We start from the raw sequence: 19,936 nt of genomic DNA on the forward strand, positions 1-19,936 counted from the left end.
TTCGTCTTTTTATTTACTTTCGTTTTCATATTCCTCAATGTGTTCAAATTCTGGGTAATGCTTGCGGGCTTTAGACCACATAAAATAAAGTGCTGGAATTACAAATAAGGTTAATACCAATGAGAAAATAGTTCCTCCTACAATTACAACTCCCATTCCAATTCTACTTGTCGAAGCGGCACCAAGCGACATAGCGATTGGTAAAGCTCCCAAGGAAATTGCTAAACTCGTCATTAAAATAGGTCTCAAACGCGCCTCTGAAGCTTCTAGAATGGCTTGTAATTTTGGTTTGCCTTGTTCTCGAAGTTGATTCGCAAATTCGACAATTAAGATTCCGTTTTTGGTTACTAAACCTATTAGCATTACAGTTCCAATTTGGCTAAAAATATTCCAAGTTTGGTCAAATAACCATAAGGAAAATAAGGCTCCTGCCACAGCCATAGGAACGGTAAGAATAATAATAAATGGATCAATAAAACTTTCAAATTGTGCCGCCAAGATTAAAAATATTAATAGCAAAGCCAATCCAAAAGCAAAAGAAGTATTCGAACTACTCTCTACAAAATCCCTAGATTCTCCACCTAAATCGGTAGTAAAAGTATCGTCAAGTACTTTGGCTCTAATTTGTTCCATAGCTTCAATTCCATCACTGATACTTTTGCCTGGAGCGAGCGCTGCAGAAACAGTAGCCGACATGAATCGATTGTTATGATACAACTGTGGTGGTTTACTTTGTTCCTCAATACTCACTATATTATCCATTTGGATTAAATCCCCTTTGTTGTTTTTAACATACATTGAGGTTAAATCCAATGGTTTCGAACGGTCTTTTTGGTCAAATTGTCCAATAACTTGGTATTGTTTTCCTTTTTTCATGAAATAGCCAAAACGTTGTCCACTTAATGACAACTGCAAAGTTTGTGCAATATCAATTACTGAAATACCTAAACTCTCCGCTTTTTCACGGTCAATAGTTACGTTGATTTCAGGTTTGTTGAATTTCAAATTCACATCGGTCATGGCAAAAGTAGGATTGTTGGCCGCTTCCTCCATAAATAATGGAATTTTCTCTTCTAACTTAGCAAAACTTTGGGTTTGAATGATGTATTGAATAGGCAAACCACCACGTCTATTTACGGCGATGGTAGGCTGTTGTGTCACTGATGTTTTGGCATCCGGATATTGTTTGGTCCATTTGGTTAATTTTTCGGCAATTTCATCTTGGGATAGTTTTCTTTCACTTGGTTCTTTTAACGAAAGACGCATAAAACCACTATTCACTGAGGAAGAACCAAAACCAGGGGAAGTCACCACCAAACTTACTTTTTTCTCCGGAATAGAGTCATCTACCAATTGGGCGATTTCTTGCATGAATCGGTCCGTATATTCATAACTCGCACCTTCAGGAGCAGTCATTCTTAGAATTAAAGAACTACGGTCATCATAAGGTGCAGTTTCTTTTTGGATCAAATTATAAAAAACAAAAATCAAAGCAAAGCAAGCAAATAAGATGGGGAAACTCCACCATTTTTTAGCCATAAAACGACTTAGCGCATCGGCATAATTAGTGTTTAATTTTTGGAAATACGGTTCGGTTAAAACGTAGAATTTTGATTTTTTTTGTTCGCCACCTTTCATTAAATAGGCATTCAACATGGGTGTAAGAGTTAACGATACAAAGGCCGAAATTAAAACCGCCGCACCAATTACGACGCCAAACTCTCGAAAGAGTCGGCCCACAAATCCTTCCAGAAATATTACAGGTAAGAATACTGCAGCCAAGGTGATTGAAATAGAGATTACTGCAAAAAAGATTTCGTTAGACCCTTTAATAGCTGCCTCGATAGGCGTCATACCTTCTTCTACTTTTTTGAAAATATTTTCGGTGACAACAATTCCGTCATCAACTACTAATCCTGTTGCTAAAACAATGGCTAATAAAGTCAAAACATTGATTGAAAAACCAAACAACCACATGATGAAAAAGGTTGCAATCAAAGAAACTGGGATGTCAATTAAAGGTCTAAAAGCAATAGCCCAATCTCTAAAAAATAAGTAGATAATTAAAATCACCAAAAGAATAGAAATCCCTAAGGTTTCGGCCACTTCCAGTACTGATTTTTTTACAAAAATGGTATTGTCAAGCGCAATGTTTAATTTGATATCCTTTGGCAAATCCTTCTTTAACGCTTCGAATTGCTCATAAAAAGATTTCGAAATATCTAGATAATTTGCGCCTGGACGAGGAACAATCGCAAGACCAATCAATGGTAAACCTGACTGACTTAATTTGGTTTCGATATTTTCAGGGCCTAATTCGGCTCTACCTACATCACTTAAACGGACAATTTTATCACCATTCGTTCGGATGATGATATTATTGAATTCTTCGGCAGTTGCTAAGTTTCCAACCGTTTTTACGGTCAACTCCGTATTATCACCCGTTAATTTTCCTGAAGGCAATTCGACATTTTGTGCATTCAATGCGGTGCGCACTTCGGCTACTGTCAATCCGTAGGAAGCTAGTTTTACAGGATCAATCCAAAGTCGCATGGCGTAGCGCTTTTGACCCCAAATTTGAACACCACTTACCCCAGGAATGGTTTCTAAACGTTGTGAAATTACATTTTCCGCATAATCACTTAATTCTAGTGGACTACGAGTGTCACTTTGTACGGTCATCGAAATAATTGCATCACTATTGGCATCAGCCTTAGAAACTACAGGTGGCGCATCAATATCTTGTGGTAAGCTTCGAATGGCTTGAGATACTTTGTCACGAACATCATTGGCGGCTTCTTCTAAGTCTTTATCCAAGTTAAATTCTACCGTGATATTGCTACTTCCTTGTGTACTGGAAGAAGTGATATTTCTAATTCCGTCAATCGAGTTGATTGCTTTTTCAAGTGGTTCCGTAATTTGTGACTCTATAATATCACTATTAGCACCAGTATAATTGGTACGAATAGAAACTTGAGCGGGATCTATAGAAGGAAATTCTCGAACGCCAAGGTAGGTATATCCTATAATCCCAAATAATACTATTGTTAAATTCATAACAATAGTCATCACGGGTCTTTTAATACTTAGTGTAGATAAACTCATTTAGATTTTTATTTTTTTATTGCTGATTTGAAGGCTAAGATTTCGACTTTGAATCGGATACCCTAAATCTATTTAACGGTTACTTTAACAGGAGCATCATTTTTTAATGCCATTACACCAGTTGTAATTACAGTATCACCCGCTTTTAATCCCGATAAAATTAATAGAGAAGCATCCGTTCTAGTGGCAGTTTCCACCATTATTTCTTTGGCTTTTCCCATATCAGAAATGAACACTTTTTTACCGTTTTGCACTGGAATCACCGCTTGGCTAGGAACAACAATAGCATCTTTAATGACATCTAGTGGTAATTCGACATTAGCAAAAGTTCCAGGTAACAATTTCCCATCTTTATTATCTGTAATCGCACGAACTTGTAATGTTCTGGTAGCAATTTCTACAGCCGGCTCTATAGCATATACTTTGGCTGAATACGTATCAGAAGATCCCGCCACTGTAAAATTCAGATTGGTGTTATTTTTTATTTGATTGGCATATTTTTCAGGAATCGAAAAGGTGATTTTTAATTGACCAATGTTCACGAGTTTGGCTACTAAAACTGTAGGAGTAATATAGGTTCCTTTGGAAATCGAACGCAAACCAATTCTACCTGAAAACGGAGCTCTGACTGCTGTTTTGGCAATTTGGGCTTTAATCAATTGACTTTGCGCTTTTGTTGAAGCGTATTCGGCTCTTGCCACATCATATTCTTCTTGACTGATGGCTTCCTTTTGTAATAAAAGTTTAGCTCTTCGCTCGTTTTCTGAAGCTAAACTTTCTTTGGTATTGGCTTGACTTAGTTGCGCTCTTAATTCGGTATCATTAACTTTAAAAAGCAATTGTCCTTTACTGACATTGGTTCCTTCTTGAAAATTTATACTTTCTACAATTCCAGATACTTCAGATCGAATCTCTACTTGCTCATTGGCTTCAATTGAACCCGAAAGGGATAAATTGTTATCAAAAGTTTGCGGTTGAACCACAATTCCTGACAAACGCATGGCTTTTGGTTTTCCTGATTTATCATTTCCTGCTTCCGATTTTTCTTTATTTTCCATAATTCGATACGTGATAAAAGCACCGAAACCAACAATTAACAAAGTGTATATAAAGTATTTTATTTTCATAGTTATTGAGTAAAGTAAGGATTAGGGTTTTATAATATTATGTTAAAAAATCAAATTTAGGTTTTCATTTCCGAATCAGCAATTTGTTAATTTTTATTTAACGTTTGTCTATACAAATATTTTTAATAAATGGAAAAAAATGAATGAATCCTCAGAAATAGTAATGGAGAGGCTCATTTTTAAAATTCAGAAAAACAATTGATATCATTCTTAAATGGTAGTAGGACGTTAAAATGGTTAAAAGGTTTAAAGGAAAAGGGAAAAATATTTTAAAAAAAATACTAACTGATATAGTTCCAAATATTTTTCTTTTTGGTCAATTCAATATAAACTGCTCTTAGGGAAGCATGTTCTGGTTTTTGCAACGGAGCATCTTCTTTTAATATTTTCATAGCATGGTTTCTGGCTAACGCCAAAATGTCTCTGTCTTTTACAATATCAGCAATTTGAAGATTAAGTACACCACTTTGCTGCGTTCCCATTAAGTTTCCAGGACCACGAAGTTTAAGGTCGACTTCGGCAATTTCAAAACCATCGTTAGTACTCACCATGGTTTCCATTCGGGTTTTACTATCCGAACTCAATTTATGACTCGTCATCAAGATGCAATAACTTTGGTCGGCACCACGCCCTACGCGACCTCGTAACTGGTGTAGTTGTGAAAGGCCAAAACGTTCCGCACTTTCTATAATCATTACTGAAGCATTGGGTACATTAACACCCACCTCTATTACAGTAGTTGCGACCATTATATTGGTTTTACCTTCGGAGAAGCGTTTCATTTCAGCATCTTTATCGGCAGGTTTCATTTTTCCGTGTAAAATTGAAATGGCATATTGGGGTAGCGGAAAATCACGAGAAATACTCTCATAGCCGTCCATTAAATCTTTGAAATCCATTTTCTCCGATTCTTGAATCAGCGGATAAACAATGTAAATTTGGCGTCCTATCGCAATTTCATCGCGTATGAATTTCCAAACTTTTAAGCGGTTGCTATCAAAACGATGTACCGTTTGAATGGGTTTTCTTCCTGGAGGTAATTCATCAATCACAGATATATCCAGATCGCCATACAAACTCATGGCTAATGTTCTAGGAATAGGCGTTGCTGTCATCACTAAAACATGTGGCGGAATCACGTTTTTCTTCCACAATTTAGAGCGCTGCTCCACACCAAAACGGTGTTGCTCATCAATTACTGCTAATCCTAAATTTTTGAATTTCACCTTGTCTTCTAGCAATGCATGTGTACCAATCAGAATTTGCAAAGTCCCATTTTCTAGTTCTTCGTGAATGATTCTTCGTGCTGCAGTCTTACTTGAACCAGTGAGTAGTTTAATGTTAATATTCAGTTCCTTAGCTAATTCTGATAATCCTATAAAATGCTGATTTGCCAAGATTTCGGTAGGCGCCATCAAGCAGGCTTGAAAACCATTATCAAGCGCCAATAACATCGTCATAAATGCCACAATCGTTTTTCCAGAACCTACGTCACCTTGTAATAATCGGTTCATTTGGGCATTGCTACCCATGTCCGTTCTTATTTCTTTAATCACTCTTTTTTGTGCTCCTGTGAGTTCAAAAGGCAGGTGATTTTGATAAAATTCATTAAAAAATTCACCTACAACAGTAAAAGGATGCCCTTTGATTTTATGTTTCTGAATCAGGTTTTTAGTAATTAACTGCAACTGAATAAAAAACAATTCTTCAAATTTTAATCGGAATTGGGCTTTCGCCAAAGCTTCGGTGCTTTTAGGAAAATGGATATTGATTAAAGCGTCTTTTTTAGAAATCAGCTTTAGTTCAGCAATGAGATAATCCGGAAGCGTTTCGGTAAACAAAGTATGCGTTTCAAGAAACAACTGTTGCATGATTTTGTTAATCGTACGGTTTGAAATACCACGATTTGTGAGTGTTTCTGTCGAAGGATAAACGGGTTGCATGGCGGAGCGTAAACTTTTTTCATGTTCGCTCAATAATTCAATTTCAGGATGTGACATATTGTACATACCATTGAACGACGTGCATTTTCCAAAAATAACGCAAACCTCATTGATTTTGAGTGATTCACGAACCCATTTATGTCCTTGAAACCATACTAGTTCCATTTGTCCAGTATCGTCGACAAACGTTGCTACTAATCGTTTCCTGCCTTTACCAAACTCCACCGTTTTGACATTGATAATTTTACCAATGATTTGAACTTCGGCTACATTATTTTGCAATTCATTGATTTTGTAATAACGGGTGCGATCAATGTAACGGTTGGGGTAAAAATTGATTAAATCGGCATACTTATGAATCCCCAATTCCTTGCGTAGCAATTCGCCCCGACTGGGACCAACGCCTTTCAAATATTCAATGGGAGTAAGTAGGAGGTTATTCATTTGACTGTATTGGACGCGGGTAACACGGATTTGCAAATGCAAAACACAGATTAATGCGGATTTTTATTTTGATGAAGCGAAGATAGTTTTTTGTTTGGAAATTTGGAAATGGGACGGATGGAATGTGATGTAGGAAAAAAGTGTATATTTGAAATATGATTTTAGAAATAAAAAAAATAAAATGAAAAAAATAGTATTACTCTTCACATTTTTGTTTGTTTTGAATGTTTTCTCACAGCAAAAAAAAATGTGGGCTAAATCAATTATTAATCAAAAGGCGCCAAAAATCACTGTTGAAAAATGGCTTTCTGATAAGCCTAATACAAAAGGAAAATTTATCTTAATAGATTTTTGGGCAACTTGGTGTGGTCCGTGTAAAAGAGCTATTCCAGAATTGAATAAGTTTAAAACAGAATTTGAAAATGATCTTGTAGTAATAGGTATTAGCGATGAAACAAAAGAGGAAGTAAATAAACTTATTGACCCTAAAATTGAGTATTATAGTGCAATTGATACCAATAGAAAAATGTATGATTTTCTAGGGATAGCTGCTATTCCACATTGTATTTTAATAGATCCTGATGGGATTATACGTTGGGAAGGTTACCCGATATTAAGAGGATATGAATTAACATCTGAAGTTATAAAAAAGATCATTGGGGAATATAAAAAATAAAATATTTTCACTAAAACACTTTTAAAGGATTTAAAGGATTTAAAGATTTTTTAATTTTTGGTATAATAATTACGATGCAAAGAATAATTTTAGAAAGGAATCTTGATTTTAAACAATTTCAAAATTTATTTATTTTGACATTTAGTTGCTTAATTACATTATTTGCAATGTTGTATTCATTGCGATCTAATGAATTTATTTACATTAAATTAGGATTGTTTGCTTTTAGCCTCATTTTCATATTAGTGATGTTTACCAAGAAAGGGTTGGTGGTTAAAAAGAATGAATTGTATAATGGAGTTTTTTTATTTGAAAAATTGACTTATAAAAAAGCAATTAAATGTGATTTTAAAATAGTAACCGTTTTTAAAGGAAGGTTATCTACTAACTATAATTACTCCTATGACATTAAAGAATTTCACAATTGGGAGCCTGATTTAAACACTACTGTAGTAAGTTTTACTTTAAATTTGCTTAATCAAAATCATACAAAAAAAATCAAAGTGATTACATTAACAAAAGTGGATAAAACAAAAATAGCTGTTGATTTTATACTAGCCAATACTTCTTTAAAATATGAAATTTTTAATCCAGTCTTTAACTAATTCAAAATATTAGTATGATAAAAATTGTTACTTCTTTTATTTTGTTGATCTCAATTTCCGTTTACAGTCAGGATTTTGAAGGTAAAATTGAATATAAATTATCGTATTATCAAACGGATAGTAAAGCGATTATTGATTCTCCTGAAATTATAAAATTTCTGGGAGGTACATCTACATTTATAACCAAGAAAGGATTTTATAAACAAATTACGAACTCGCAATATATGGCTTTTCAACTGTATGATCCCAAGGAAAATAGGTTGTACATGAAGAGTAAAATAGATTCGGATACGTTATTTTATATCGTTGCTTCAAAAATTAAAAACACCAAGTTCGAGTATGAAATTATTAAAAATGCCGATACTATCTTGGGACATGTTTGTGATAAATTAAGTGTTCGAGACAGTGTAGGAAAACAAGACTATTATTTTGCAAATGATTTGAAAGTAAGTCCAGAATATTTTCAAAATTTCACCGCTTTTAATAAAAATAAAATTACTGATATTATGAAATCAGTATTTCTTAGAGTTGATTATTATTTTATCGATTTTATTGCAAGAATGGAAGCTACAGCTATTATCGAAACTAAAGAAAATAATGAAGAGTTTCTTTTACCTCCATATAAAATTTTACTTGAAAAATAAATACTTTTTATTTAAAGAAACTTATAAATTTACTACTTGAAAAAACTTTTCACCCTTCAAATTATTAAAATATAAATTCAGACAAGTCCCAAAATGAAGAAAACAACAACCCCATTTTTATTCAAATTAATACTTTTAACTATTACTATTCTATTAACTAGTTTACCACATGCTGTAGCGCAAAATAAAACGGCAGAACTAGATAAATTAATGAATCAAGCTCATGCAAGTGGTGTATTTAATGGGACTGTTTTAGTTGCTGAAAATGGAAAAGTGATTTATCGCAAAGCTTTTGGCTATGCCAATAAAGAAACAAAACAGTTATTAAAACCAGAATTTTGTTTTGATTTGGCATCTGTTTCTAAGCAATTCACTGCTATGGGAATAATGATTTTAAAAGAAAGAAATAAGCTTTCGTACGATGATAAAATCACCAAGTATTTCCCTGAATTCCCTGTTTATGGGAAGGATATTACAATACGGAATTTACTAAATCAAACATCGGGTATGCCATTATATCAGCCATTCGCTAAGAAATATAACCTGACGAATGCTGAAATTTTAAAAATAATAGAAGAAAGAGAAGCGTTGGACGCTGGCATTGGAGAGCGCTATGTGTATAATAATGCTGGTTACGTTATGTTGGGTTTAATTGTAGAAAAAGTTTCGAATAAGTCCTTAGCAGCATTTTTGAAAGAAAATATTTTTAAGCCATTAAAAATGAAAAATACTTTGGTTGGGGATACACCAAAAATTGATTTAAAAAATAGAGCTATTGGTTATACTGTTATTGGTGAACTTGACGATTATGTAGTTTCACACACGGGTTCTACAAGTATGTTTTCAAATGTTGATGATTTGTTTTTATGGGATCAAGCTTTATATACTGAAAAGTTAGTTTCTAAAAAAACTATGCAAGAAGCGTTTACTCCTGTTGTTTTAAATGATGGTTCAGTATCTAATTACGGATTTGGATGGTTTGTTACTCCAGAAAAAAAATCAGTTAACCACTCAGGAAGTGATTTTGGTTACCGTGCGTTTATCATGAGGGATTTAGAGAAAAAAAGCACTTATATCTGGCTTACGAATGCTGGAAATGCTATTAATAAAGATGAGATGAATGTGGCGATAGAAAACATATTAGCGTCTAAACCTTATGAAATTCCTAAGATTACCGTTTTTTCAGAATTACAAAAAGCATTAGAAGTAAACTCGGTAGATGATGCTATTGCAAAAACGACTAAATCTATACAATCGAAGCCAAATGAGTATGCAATGGACGATGCTGCTATTAATGAATTGGGTTACAAATTCCTTAACGAAAAGAAATTATCGGAAGCCTTTTCGATATTTAAATTTAATGTTCTAATAAATCCAAACTCTTCAAATGTTTATGATAGTTTAGGAGAGGCTTATCTATTGCAAAAAGACACCGTCAATGCTATCGAAAATTATAAAAAATCAGTGGCACTAAATCCAGATAATGCAAATGCAAAAAACGTTTTAAAAAAATTAGGGATTGCAACAACTGATTTAATTACTGATGTTACAGTTGCTCCAGAAGTTCTTAAAAGCTATTTGGGTAAATATCAGTTAAATGAAAATTATTCTTTTACAGTAACCGAGGATAAAGGGCAATTATATATTCAAGGAACTAACGAAAAAATTACAACTGTATATCCAATGGCGCAAAATAGATTTTATAGTAAAATAATTACAGCTCAGTTTACTTTTAATAGCGATAAAAATGGACATGTTGATAGCTTGACATTAAATATGGGAAAAGATATGAATGCTAAAAAAGTGGAATAAGTCCCTATTAAAATATTTGTCTTAGAACTTTTAATAAATCATCGATAGCAATACTAATGAAAAAACACATTCTTCTAACAACCTTATTTTTAATAGTCAGTTCTACTTTTTCTTTTGGGCAAACCGTAAAAAACGAATTAAAAATTAGCCCAATTACGACTAATTTTTATGTTTACACTACCTATAAAATGTTTGGCGCTAAAAAACAAGATGCCAATGCTATGTATGTGGTTACTCCAGCTGGTGTTATTCTTTTTGATTCCCCTTGGGATGATTTTCCATATCAATTGTTATTGGATAGTATTGAAGCAAAACATCATAAAAAAGTAGTTTTGGCACTATCCACACATTCTCATGAAGATAGAACTTCAGGAATTGATTTCTACAAACAATATGGAATAAAAACCTATACCACTAAGAAAACAGATAAAATTTCGAAAGAAAATAAAAGACCAAGGGCTAAATTCCTAATGGCTAAAGATTCTGTTTTCAATATTGGTGGATTTAAGTTTGAAACCTTTTATGGCGGTGAAGGGCATACAAAAGATAATATTGTAGTTTGGTTTGATCAACAGAAAGTGCTTTATGGGGGATGCTTAGTAAAGAGCATCGATGCTACAGACTTAGAATATGTTGGAGAAGCTAATATAAAGCAATGGCCAAATACAATTAAACGGGTGCAAGCTAGATTCAAAAACCCAAAATACATTATTACAGGACATCATGATTGGACAAGTACAAATGCTTTAAGTCATACTTTAGATTTATTGGAAGAAAATAAAAAAACAAAGTGATCCATGATTGATCTTAATTATTTCGACAATTTCTAACCCTATTTTAGAAAAGCAATAAAATAAAAAAAAGTTGATTTTTGAATTAGAATATTATATTTCCTCAAATTTGCAAAAGCATTACAACAAAATTAAACATAAAATATAAAAAATGATAATTGATAAAATTGAAAATTATGGCCTTTACGCTAACCTAACCGAAAGATTAGCTAGAGGATTTGAATTTATTAAAAATACTGATTTGGTTTCAATAGAAGCAGGGACCTATGAAATTGAGGATAAAGTCGTATTTGCTATTGTTCAGGAATACGATACAAAAGAAATCAAAGATTGTGCACTCGAAGGTCATACAAAATATATCGATATTCAATATGTGATTGATGGGTCTGAATTAATTGGGGTAAGTACCAAAAATGATCAAAAAGTAGTGACTAGTGATTTAGATAAAGATTACACTTTTTATGAAGGAGAAACAACATATTTAAAACTGGAGGCAGGAATGTTTACGGTGTTTTTTCCAGATGATTTGCACAGACCAAGTGTAAAAGATGGAGAAAGCGCCAGAGTTAAAAAAGTAGTTGTTAAGGTTTTGATTTAAAAAGTAAAAATTAAAAGTTACTTATCCGAAAGTGCTATCACTTTCGGATTTTTTTTGTGCTTAAAACTAAACTGTATTTTCTAATTTAATAAAATTGTGAATTCTACTTTAAACACAATATCTTTGGAACAATAACAAAAACTGTAAAAAATGACAACGCATCTCGCACTCCTTCGTGGTATCAATGTTTCTGGACATAATATGATGAAAATGGATTTATTAAAAACGACTTTGGAGAAAATAGGCTTTACCAATGTGGCTACCTATATTCAATCAGGTAATGTTTTTGTAGATTCTGAAGAAGAAAGTGCTGCCAAAGTTGGTTTTATCATCAAACAAGAAATTTTTAAAGCATTTGGACATGATGTGCCAACAATTGTAATAGGAATAGAAGATTTAAAAAAATGTTTTACTAACAATCCTTTTTTGAAAGAGAAAGAATTGGACATCAAAAAAATATATGTGGCTTTTGTTTCTAAAGAATTGCGTTCTGAAAATATCAATGATTTAAAAATTAGTCAGTTTAAACCAGATGAAGCCCAAATTGACGGCAACAGAATCTTTATTAAATATGCCGTAGGTGCAGGAAAAACTCGATTAGACCAAAAATACATTGAGAAAAAATTAAGTCTTACTGCAACGATTAGAAATTGGAATACAGTAACGCAGTTGTTGAAAATGTATGAAGAACGATAAAAGAATTTAAAAATGATTAAATTGAAGCAACCTTTACCATCAAATAGCATCTTGTAAGAAATTTAAAAGTTGATAAAAATGAAAAAATCAATTATTTTTTGTGCTTTGCTAGCCCTTTTTTGTTCTTGTTCCAATGACAATATAAAAGCGATCACAACCGCGTATCATGGAAAATGGGAATTATACAAAATGTCTGGAAACTTGCCAAATTCTGAAACTACTGGTACAGGAATGGAGTGGCAAGAGAGTTACACTTTCAAAACTGATGGTAGCTTTACTAAATCCAGAACTAGAAATGGAGAAAAAACGGAACTGTCTGGAACCTATGTTTTTTCAAAAGTGCAAGAGGAGTCTTTTCTGGAATTAACCTATAAAATCGATAATGATATAATAGGAAGTTGTTATGGAAATAATAAGGAAGAGCTTTATATCCTGCCCAATTCAATTTTGTCAAGTACTTGGAGAAATTGTGATGGTCCAGGATTAGAATATAAAAAAGTAAACTAGGAAGTTGTTTTAATACGAAGCTACTATTGTTTAAAGATAAAAAGAACTTCTCTTTTAATCTTTAAACAATATTTTTTTTGCAAAAATAAATCGGTTATATTTACTACTTAATACTAATTTTCATACCGTTTCTTTAAGCTCATTTTATATTATAAAAATTATGTCTTTAAAACTATCCGTTATTATCAGTTTGTTTTTTGCCTCATTTGCATTTGCACAAACAGGAACTCCCAATGATTATCTATCATCACAATTTCATAAAGAACGAAGAGCAGCGCTACGTGCTAAAATGCCCAATAATAGTGTGGCCGTTTTTTTTGGTAATCCAGTTCGCAACCGCGCTAATGATGTTGATTATGTATACCATCAAGATCCTGATTTTTATTACTTAACGGGATATAAAGAACCCAATTCAGTTTTAGTTATTTTTTCGAATGATCAGACCAATAAAGAGGGTAAAACCTACAACGAAATGTTATATGTGCAGGAAAAAAATCCAAAAGCAGAGCAGTGGACAGGTATTCGTTTGGGCACCTATGGAGCCAAAAAAGAACTGGGGTTTGATGTAGCTTTTAATGGAAAAGATTTTTTGAATTCAGGGATTGACTATGCTAGTTTTTCGACAGTGCAATTCAAGGAATTTAATGATGACTATAGAAATTCAAAAAAAGAAGAGGCCGATTTATACAAGTTGGTTGCGGCATTTAAAAGTCAGGTTGGATATGATGTGAAGACTGTACCACAAACAGATTCTAAATTACAAAAAGAATTGGGCTTAAAGAAAAATATAACAACAAAGAAAGCCATTTTAGATACTGAGTCTATTATAACGTACATGGCTAGTTTACGTGAAAAAAAAACCAAAGAGGAAATGGTTTTACTTACGAAGGCAGTGCGTATTTCAGCTATGGGACAGCGTGAAGTTATGAAAGCCATGCATCCTGGAATGTCAGAAACTGAGATTCAGGGACTTCATGAGTTTGTCTATAAAAAATACGGAAGTGAGTTTGAAGGATATCCTTCTATCGTGGGTGCTGGAAACAATGGATGTGTGTTGCATTATATTGAAAACAGCAAAACAAAAGTGGAAAACGAGTTAATTTTAATGGATTTAGGAGCGGAGTATCACGGCTACAGTGCCGATGTAACGCGAACTATTCCAGCAAATGGTAAATTCTCTCCTGAGCAAAGAGTGATATACGACTTGGTTTATGATGCACAAGAAGCGGGTATTGCTACAGCTGTGATTGGAAATAGTATTAGTGCTCCAGATGGTGCAGCTCGTAAAATTATAAGTCAAGGTTTAGTAAAATTAGGAATTATAAAAACAGAAGGAGATTCCAGAAAATATTTTCCACATGGTACTTCACATCATATTGGTTTAGATGTTCATGATCCGGGCTTGTATAATAACTTTGAAGAAGATATGGTTCTTACTGTTGAGCCAGGAATTTATATCCCTGTTGGAAGTGACTGTGATAAAAAATGGTGGGGAATTGCAGTTCGTATTGAAGATGATATTTTAATTACAACAAATGGTCCTGTAATATTATCGGCTGAAGCGCCTAGAAAATCTTCAGAAATTGAAGCATTAATGAAAGAGAAAAGTGTTTTTGATACCTTATCACTGCCTAATCTAGATTGATATTTTATTTTTAGAATATAAAAAGCTCCGAAATGATAATTTCGGAGCTTTTTGTTTTATTATTTGCTGAGTAAATCACAGTACCAAAAACCAAAATCAAATGCATCTGGTGCACTTGTATCGCAGGCTGTGTCAGAGGACTCTTCTTTTTCGGGTCTTTCATATTTACGGTACACAATTTCACCAATTTCAAAATCAATAGGTTTACTAAATAAGGGACCATCAAAAGTAAAAGTATGAAATTCTCCATTTTCACCACATACATCCACATTTTCAGGCAAATCATTGATAAAATCTTGGTCAATTACCCGACCTACAAAGCTTTTATCTAAATAGCGTTCGTTCACGCAAACTACAATCGTTTTAAAACCTAAATGGATGAACTCTTGAATCAAATCTTGTGTTGGGACTTTCCATAGTGGAAAAACGCCTTCAAAGCCTATTTCGGCCAATTTATCCTCACGGTATTTACGCAAATCTTCTAGAAATATGTCTCCAAAAACAGAATGGGTTACTCCTTGACTTTTCAATTTCTCCAATGTTTCCTGCATTACCTTTTCGTACACTTCCATAGTTGGCATTTCGGGAATTTGCATTATTTCTAATGGTAATCCCATGCTACTTGCTTGTTGTTGTAGTAATTCCACTCGAACACCATGCATCGAGATACGTTGGAATTGTTGATTAACACTAGTGAGCAAGCAACTAATTTCAAAATTAGGATCTTGCAGTATTTTGTATAAGGCCAAAGCAGAATCTTTACCGCTGCTCCAGTTAAATAGGGCTTTCTTTTTCAATGAGATTGTATTGTTTTTTCAGGTAGTAAACTTACAAAATTAGTTCTATTAGTTCGAGAAACCTTCGTAACTTTGAAAGATAGATGCATTAATTTTTTAAAATGAAATACCTTTTATTATTTATATCCACATTTGCTTTTGCACAACAAACTAAATCCGTTGACTTTAAAATAGTTCAAGGTCAAATTACGGTTAATCCTATTGAAAAATCAGTTTCAGGTGCAGTCAGTTACTGGTTTGAGGTTTTAAAACCTATTGATACCATTAAAATTGATGCACAAAATATGGAATTTTATGAAGTAGAATTAAATCAAAAAGGAATCCAATTTATTAATACCAAAAAACAAATTGTATTGATTTCCGATTTCAAAAAAGGAAAAAATAACATTAGTTTTAATTATACAGCTAAGCCAAAGCAGGCGTTGTATTTTATAGGTTCAGAAGAAAAAGATAATGTGCAAATTTGGACACAAGGGCAAGGAAGATACACCAGTAATTGGTTTCCAAGTTTTGATGATGTAAGCGAGAAAGTTATTTTTAATCTGGAAGTGGTTGTGGATTCTAAATATCAAGTAGTCACTAACGGAGTTTTGACCAGTAAAATCAATAACGATTCAATGACCTATTGGAGATTCAACATGCAAAAACCAATGAGTTCCTATTTGCTAATGATGGCTATAGGTAAATTTGAAAAGCAAACCCTATATTCCAATTCAGGAATCCCTTTAGATTTGTATTTTGAGTCCAAAGACAAATCTAAGTGGGAACCAACTTATCGTTATTCGAAGGAACTATTTGATTTTTTAGAAAATGAAATAGGAGTGAAGTACCCTTGGAGAATATACAGGCAAATTCCTGTTCGAGATTTCTTGTATGCAGGTATGGAGAATACATCGGCTACTTTGTTTTCCAGCAGGTATGTAGTAGATTCTATCGGTTTTTCAGATCGTTCCTATACCAATGTCAATGCACATGAACTAGCACATCAATGGTTCGGAGATTTGATAACTGCCGAAAGTGGAAAGCATCATTGGTTACAGGAAGGATTTGCGACTTATTATGCGTTATTAGCGGAACGAAAAATATATGGCGACGATTATTTCTATTCCAAATTATATGAATCAGCCCAACAAATAAAATATGCGTCCAGAACAGATACGATTCCGGTTTTGAATGCCAAAGCAAGTTCATTGAGTTTTTATCAAAAAGGAGCTTGGGCACTTTTTGTTTTGCATGAATCTGTCGGGGATAAAGCCTTCAAAAAAGCAGTTTGCAGTTATTTAAATACCTATGGATATAAGACAGTAACAACCGAAAATTTCTTTGATGAAATTCATAAATTTTCACATTTCGACACAACTAAATTCAGTAAAGTATGGCTAGAATCAACTGTTTTTAACACTCAAGAAGCTAATGAGTTACTGTTAAAAAACAAAACAGTTCAGTTGTTGTTTGAAGTCGAAAAAGTAAAGAAAAATGAATTGGCAGATAAAATAGAATTCTTTGCTAAAACACTTCAATCAGATGCCTATTATACGGTAAAAGCAGCAATTGTCAACCAATTGAAAAATGAAATTTTTGAAAATAAAAAAGGATTATTGGAATTGGCTTTAGCTACAAATAATGTTCAAGTTCGACAAGAAGTTGCTGTTTCATTGCCTAAAATTCCTGAAGAATTTAGAGAAGAATATGAAACACTATTAAATGATAAATCCTATCAGACTCAAGAAATTGCATTGTATTATTTATGGAATTCCTTCCCTGAATATCGTATTAAATATTTAGATTTATCAAAGGATTGGATTGGTTTTAATGACTATAATTTAAGAACATTATGGTTGTCATTGGCTTTGTCAACTCCAGATTATTCAGTCGATAAAAAGGCTTTAATTGAGGAATTAATCAATTATTCTTCTACCAATTATGAAGCCATTACAAGGCAAAATGCATTGGAAAAACTGATTGCTTTTCAATTATTAAATGATGATGATGTATTAAAAAATTTAATCAATTCAACAACACATCATATGTGGCAATTTTCTAAATTTGGAAGAGATAATATTCGATTACTACTTAAAAACCCAAAAATGAGAGCTTCATTTGAAAAGGTTTTACCAAGTTTAAATGAAAGCGAGTATTTTCAGTTGAACAGGTTGTTAATAGAGTAATATATAAAACAGTTTCCCATGAGAGCATTAGTAATTTCAGGAGGAGGAAGTAAAGGCGCATTCGCAGGTGGTGTTGCTGAGTATTTATTGGATAAAGAAAAAAATAAATATGACATTTTTATTGGAACATCTACCGGAAGTTTGCTGGTTACTCATTTGGCTTTAGATAAAATTGATGCAATAAAAAAGGTATATACATCAGTTACGGAGGAGAATATATTTAACAGATGCCCATTTAAAATAAAAAATAAAAATGGCGTTGATATTATAAAAATAAACCATTTTAATGTTTTAATTAATTTTCTAAGAGGTTCAAATACATTTGGAGAAAGTTTTAACTTAAAAAAGTTGATAAAAAAAACGATTACAAAAGAGGATTTTTATCAATTAAAAAGCGGTAATAAAATTGTTGTTGTTACTGTAACGAATTTAAGTAGTAACAAAGTAGAATACAAAGCCCTTTCTGATTTTGAATACAATGATTTTTGTGATTGGATTTGGATTTCTTGTAATTATATTCCTTTTATGAGTCTTGTTATTAAAAACAATAGCGAATATGGTGATGGAGGGTTTACTAGTTTGGTACCTATTCGAGAAGCTATTAATCGTGGAGCAACTGAAATAGATGCCATTATTCTGGAGACAGAAGTTCATATTTCACCCAAATTCACTGGGAAAAACCCATTTTCATTATTAGTAAATCTTTTCGGAACATTACTCGAACAAGTTCAAAAAAACGATATTACTATAGGGAAATTAACTGCAATTAATGAAAATGTAAAACTCAATTTATATTATACACCCACCCAGTTAACAAGTAATGCACTGGTTTTCAATAAAACTCAAATGGAAAAATGGTGGAAACAAGGATACGAAACCGCTAAGGAACGGAATGGAACCAACAAAGAAAATTAACTTTTTACCATAACTTACTCACTTCATTTCTAAGATAAGCTAATGCAGTACTACTTGGAGAAGCTTTTTGTAATAAATCTGAGATTACTAATTCACGGAGACTATGGGCATTGGTTACTTTTTCATGTTGTGCTGCCAAGCGAATCATTTGGATAGTCGCATTTTTGGCGGTTACTATGACAGACCAGCATTCATTAGAAATATAAATTTGTTGTGCTAAATTGTGTTCAAACTCTTGTTCAATTTGGGCAATTACAAAATTTCTGTATTCATTTTTATCTTCAGAAATTGGATTGATACGAACCATTAACTGTGATGGATTGATGCGTTCCATTAACAAAGTCATACGTTCATAAGCTTGCAAACGAATTGGTAATGATGCTGATTGATTGTCTTTTTGCAATAACCATCGTCTGGTGTTTTGTTGGTCTTTGAAGTGTGCATCAAACAAATAGTAAGCCACCGCTCCAGTAATAAGTGAAGGAAGTGTAAAAGCAATTATTTCAGTGATTGTAGTCGAATCCATTATTAGTATTTTATGATACGCAAAAATATACTTTTTGATTATAATTCCACTTTAATTATAGTGGAATAAATCCAAGGTAGTAGTATTTTTACAAAAAATATTAAAAACGAAAGTACGATTGTCTTACCTATAACAACTGCCAATAAATGGAAACATACATTATTATTTTACTTTGTGTAGCTGCATTTGCTGCGGGTTTTATTGATGCAATTGTGGGTGGTGGTGGCTTGATTCAAACACCAGCAGGATTAATATTATTGCCAAATTTACCAGTTTCAACTGTTATTGGAACCTTAAAAATACCTGCTTTTAGTGGAACCTCTTTTGCGGCTTATCAATATTTAAAAAAGGTAACTATGAACTGGAAGTTATTGTTGATTATGATGGGATTGGCTTTACCTTCGGCTTTTTTGGGTTCTACATTATTGACGTATATGAGTAATGATTTTATGAAACCGTTATTGCTTTTTATATTGTCATTATTAGCAATTTATACGTATGCCAAGAAAAATTTCGGGCAATTAGTCGAAAAAAATATTTCTGAAAGAACTCAAATTCTTAATGCAGTGCTGATTAGTTTTATCGTTGGTTTCTATGATGGTTTTATAGGTCCTGGAACGGGTAGTTTTCTTGTAGTCGCTTTTATTGCATTAATGGGTTTTGATTTTCTTCATGCTTCCGCAAATGCTAAAATGGTCAATTTAGCAACTAATTTTGGTTCGATTTGTCTGTTTGCTTTAAAAGGAAAAATCATTTGGGCAATCGCTTTGCCAATGGCTGCCTGCAATGCCTTTGGAGGCTGGTTAGGAGCCAAACTAGCAATCAATAAAGGAAATGGATTCATTCGTATTTTCTTTTTAGTGGTTGTGGTTGGTACTTTAATTCGTTTTGCCTATGATGTTTTTTGGAAAAAATAAATGGAGTTCTTTTCTCAAAT

At 32.9% G+C, this 19,936-nt stretch carries 17 protein-coding genes; 12 read left to right on the forward strand and 5 right to left on the reverse strand.

Translation table 11 applies throughout. The annotated features are described in order from the left end of the window. Window positions 1–9 precede the first annotated feature (9 nt). From AB3G34_RS05495 to recG, 3 genes are all read right to left on the reverse strand, one after another. Window positions 10–3,105, reverse strand: a complete 3,096-nt coding sequence (locus AB3G34_RS05495; RefSeq protein ID WP_369753714.1) for an efflux RND transporter permease subunit — start codon at window positions 3,103–3,105, stop codon at window positions 10–12. A gap of 68 nt (window positions 3,106–3,173) precedes the next feature. Next, complete coding sequence (locus AB3G34_RS05500) at window positions 3,174–4,232, reverse strand: efflux RND transporter periplasmic adaptor subunit (RefSeq protein ID WP_369753715.1); 1,059 nt, start codon at window positions 4,230–4,232, stop codon at window positions 3,174–3,176. A gap of 281 nt (window positions 4,233–4,513) precedes the next feature. Then, window positions 4,514–6,619, reverse strand: a complete 2,106-nt coding sequence (recG, locus tag AB3G34_RS05505) for an ATP-dependent DNA helicase RecG (protein WP_367769616.1) — start codon at window positions 6,617–6,619, stop codon at window positions 4,514–4,516. Between the two features lie 181 nt (window positions 6,620–6,800). On the opposite strand from recG, the gene AB3G34_RS05510 reads away from it, so the two are divergent. The 9 genes from AB3G34_RS05510 to AB3G34_RS05550 all read left to right on the forward strand — a co-directional run bounded on the left by AB3G34_RS05510 (window position 6,801) and on the right by AB3G34_RS05550 (window position 14,593). Further along, complete coding sequence (locus AB3G34_RS05510; protein WP_367769619.1) at window positions 6,801–7,295, forward strand: TlpA family protein disulfide reductase; 495 nt, start codon at window positions 6,801–6,803, stop codon at window positions 7,293–7,295. Between the two features lie 134 nt (window positions 7,296–7,429). Then, window positions 7,430–7,900 carry a hypothetical protein gene (locus tag AB3G34_RS05515; RefSeq protein WP_367769621.1) on the forward strand — a complete coding sequence of 157 codons (471 nt, stop codon included), beginning with the start codon at window positions 7,430–7,432 and terminating at the stop codon, window positions 7,898–7,900. A 14-nt stretch (window positions 7,901–7,914) separates the two neighbouring features. Then, window positions 7,915–8,544 carry a hypothetical protein gene (locus AB3G34_RS05520; RefSeq protein ID WP_367769624.1) on the forward strand — a complete coding sequence of 210 codons (630 nt, stop codon included), beginning with the start codon at window positions 7,915–7,917 and terminating at the stop codon, window positions 8,542–8,544. A 93-nt stretch (window positions 8,545–8,637) separates the two neighbouring features. After that, a complete protein-coding gene (locus tag AB3G34_RS05525; protein WP_369753716.1) occupies window positions 8,638–10,356 on the forward strand; it encodes a serine hydrolase in 1,719 nt (572 codons plus the stop codon). 56 nt (window positions 10,357–10,412) lie between these two features. Then, window positions 10,413–11,150, forward strand: coding sequence for a BlaB/IND/MUS family subclass B1 metallo-beta-lactamase (gene bla / locus AB3G34_RS05530; RefSeq protein WP_369753717.1), 738 nt, complete (start codon window positions 10,413–10,415; stop codon window positions 11,148–11,150). Between the two features lie 148 nt (window positions 11,151–11,298). Next, entirely contained in the window at window positions 11,299–11,745 is a 447-nt protein-coding gene (locus tag AB3G34_RS05535; RefSeq protein WP_369753718.1) for a YhcH/YjgK/YiaL family protein, read from the forward strand. 150 nt (window positions 11,746–11,895) lie between these two features. Beyond that, entirely contained in the window at window positions 11,896–12,441 is a 546-nt protein-coding gene (locus AB3G34_RS05540) for a DUF1697 domain-containing protein (protein WP_367752849.1), read from the forward strand. Between the two features lie 78 nt (window positions 12,442–12,519). Then, window positions 12,520–12,948, forward strand: a complete 429-nt coding sequence (locus AB3G34_RS05545) for a hypothetical protein (protein ID WP_369753719.1) — start codon at window positions 12,520–12,522, stop codon at window positions 12,946–12,948. A gap of 160 nt (window positions 12,949–13,108) precedes the next feature. Then, a complete protein-coding gene (locus tag AB3G34_RS05550) occupies window positions 13,109–14,593 on the forward strand; it encodes an aminopeptidase P N-terminal domain-containing protein (protein ID WP_369753720.1) in 1,485 nt (494 codons plus the stop codon). 59 nt (window positions 14,594–14,652) lie between these two features. Here AB3G34_RS05550 and AB3G34_RS05555 read toward each other — a convergent pair whose 3' ends face one another. Then, a complete protein-coding gene (locus tag AB3G34_RS05555; protein ID WP_369753721.1) occupies window positions 14,653–15,390 on the reverse strand; it encodes a diphthine--ammonia ligase in 738 nt (245 codons plus the stop codon). A 101-nt stretch (window positions 15,391–15,491) separates the two neighbouring features. On the opposite strand from AB3G34_RS05555, the gene AB3G34_RS05560 reads away from it, so the two are divergent. Together AB3G34_RS05560 and AB3G34_RS05565 are read left to right on the forward strand one after the other, a co-directional pair. Further along, window positions 15,492–17,558, forward strand: a complete 2,067-nt coding sequence (locus AB3G34_RS05560) for a M1 family metallopeptidase (RefSeq protein WP_369753722.1) — start codon at window positions 15,492–15,494, stop codon at window positions 17,556–17,558. A gap of 18 nt (window positions 17,559–17,576) precedes the next feature. Then, window positions 17,577–18,473 (forward strand): patatin family protein, encoded by an 897-nt coding sequence (locus AB3G34_RS05565; RefSeq protein ID WP_369753723.1) that lies wholly within the window; start codon window positions 17,577–17,579, stop codon window positions 18,471–18,473. A 4-nt stretch (window positions 18,474–18,477) separates the two neighbouring features. On the opposite strand, the gene AB3G34_RS05570 is transcribed toward AB3G34_RS05565, so the two are convergent. Then, window positions 18,478–18,999 carry a hypothetical protein gene (locus tag AB3G34_RS05570; RefSeq protein WP_369753724.1) on the reverse strand — a complete coding sequence of 174 codons (522 nt, stop codon included), beginning with the start codon at window positions 18,997–18,999 and terminating at the stop codon, window positions 18,478–18,480. A gap of 146 nt (window positions 19,000–19,145) precedes the next feature. Between AB3G34_RS05570 and AB3G34_RS05575 the strand changes: the two genes are divergently transcribed. Beyond that, entirely contained in the window at window positions 19,146–19,916 is a 771-nt protein-coding gene (locus AB3G34_RS05575) for a sulfite exporter TauE/SafE family protein (protein WP_369753725.1), read from the forward strand. The last annotated feature ends 20 nt before the right edge of the window (window positions 19,917–19,936 follow it).

The organism is Flavobacterium sp. WC2409, assembly GCF_041200085.1.
Classification (GTDB): Bacteria; Bacteroidota; Bacteroidia; order Flavobacteriales; family Flavobacteriaceae; genus Flavobacterium.

Coding starts and splice junctions, on each gene's coding strand:
- AB3G34_RS05495 (WP_369753714.1), bottom strand. CDS start 3,105: ATGAGTTTATCTACACTAAGTATTAAAAGACCCGTGATGACTATTGTT.
- AB3G34_RS05500 (WP_369753715.1), bottom strand. CDS start 4,232: ATGAAAATAAAATACTTTATATACACTTTGTTAATTGTTGGTTTCGGT.
- recG (WP_367769616.1), bottom strand. CDS start 6,619: ATGAATAACCTCCTACTTACTCCCATTGAATATTTGAAAGGCGTTGGT.
- AB3G34_RS05510 (WP_367769619.1), top strand. CDS start 6,801: ATGAAAAAAATAGTATTACTCTTCACATTTTTGTTTGTTTTGAATGTT.
- AB3G34_RS05520 (WP_367769624.1), top strand. CDS start 7,915: ATGATAAAAATTGTTACTTCTTTTATTTTGTTGATCTCAATTTCCGTT.
- AB3G34_RS05525 (WP_369753716.1), top strand. CDS start 8,638: ATGAAGAAAACAACAACCCCATTTTTATTCAAATTAATACTTTTAACT.
- bla (WP_369753717.1), top strand. CDS start 10,413: ATGAAAAAACACATTCTTCTAACAACCTTATTTTTAATAGTCAGTTCT.
- AB3G34_RS05535 (WP_369753718.1), top strand. CDS start 11,299: ATGATAATTGATAAAATTGAAAATTATGGCCTTTACGCTAACCTAACC.
- AB3G34_RS05540 (WP_367752849.1), top strand. CDS start 11,896: ATGACAACGCATCTCGCACTCCTTCGTGGTATCAATGTTTCTGGACAT.
- AB3G34_RS05545 (WP_369753719.1), top strand. CDS start 12,520: ATGAAAAAATCAATTATTTTTTGTGCTTTGCTAGCCCTTTTTTGTTCT.
- AB3G34_RS05550 (WP_369753720.1), top strand. CDS start 13,109: ATGTCTTTAAAACTATCCGTTATTATCAGTTTGTTTTTTGCCTCATTT.
- AB3G34_RS05560 (WP_369753722.1), top strand. CDS start 15,492: ATGAAATACCTTTTATTATTTATATCCACATTTGCTTTTGCACAACAA.
- AB3G34_RS05565 (WP_369753723.1), top strand. CDS start 17,577: ATGAGAGCATTAGTAATTTCAGGAGGAGGAAGTAAAGGCGCATTCGCA.
- AB3G34_RS05570 (WP_369753724.1), bottom strand. CDS start 18,999: ATGGATTCGACTACAATCACTGAAATAATTGCTTTTACACTTCCTTCA.
- AB3G34_RS05575 (WP_369753725.1), top strand. CDS start 19,146: ATGGAAACATACATTATTATTTTACTTTGTGTAGCTGCATTTGCTGCG.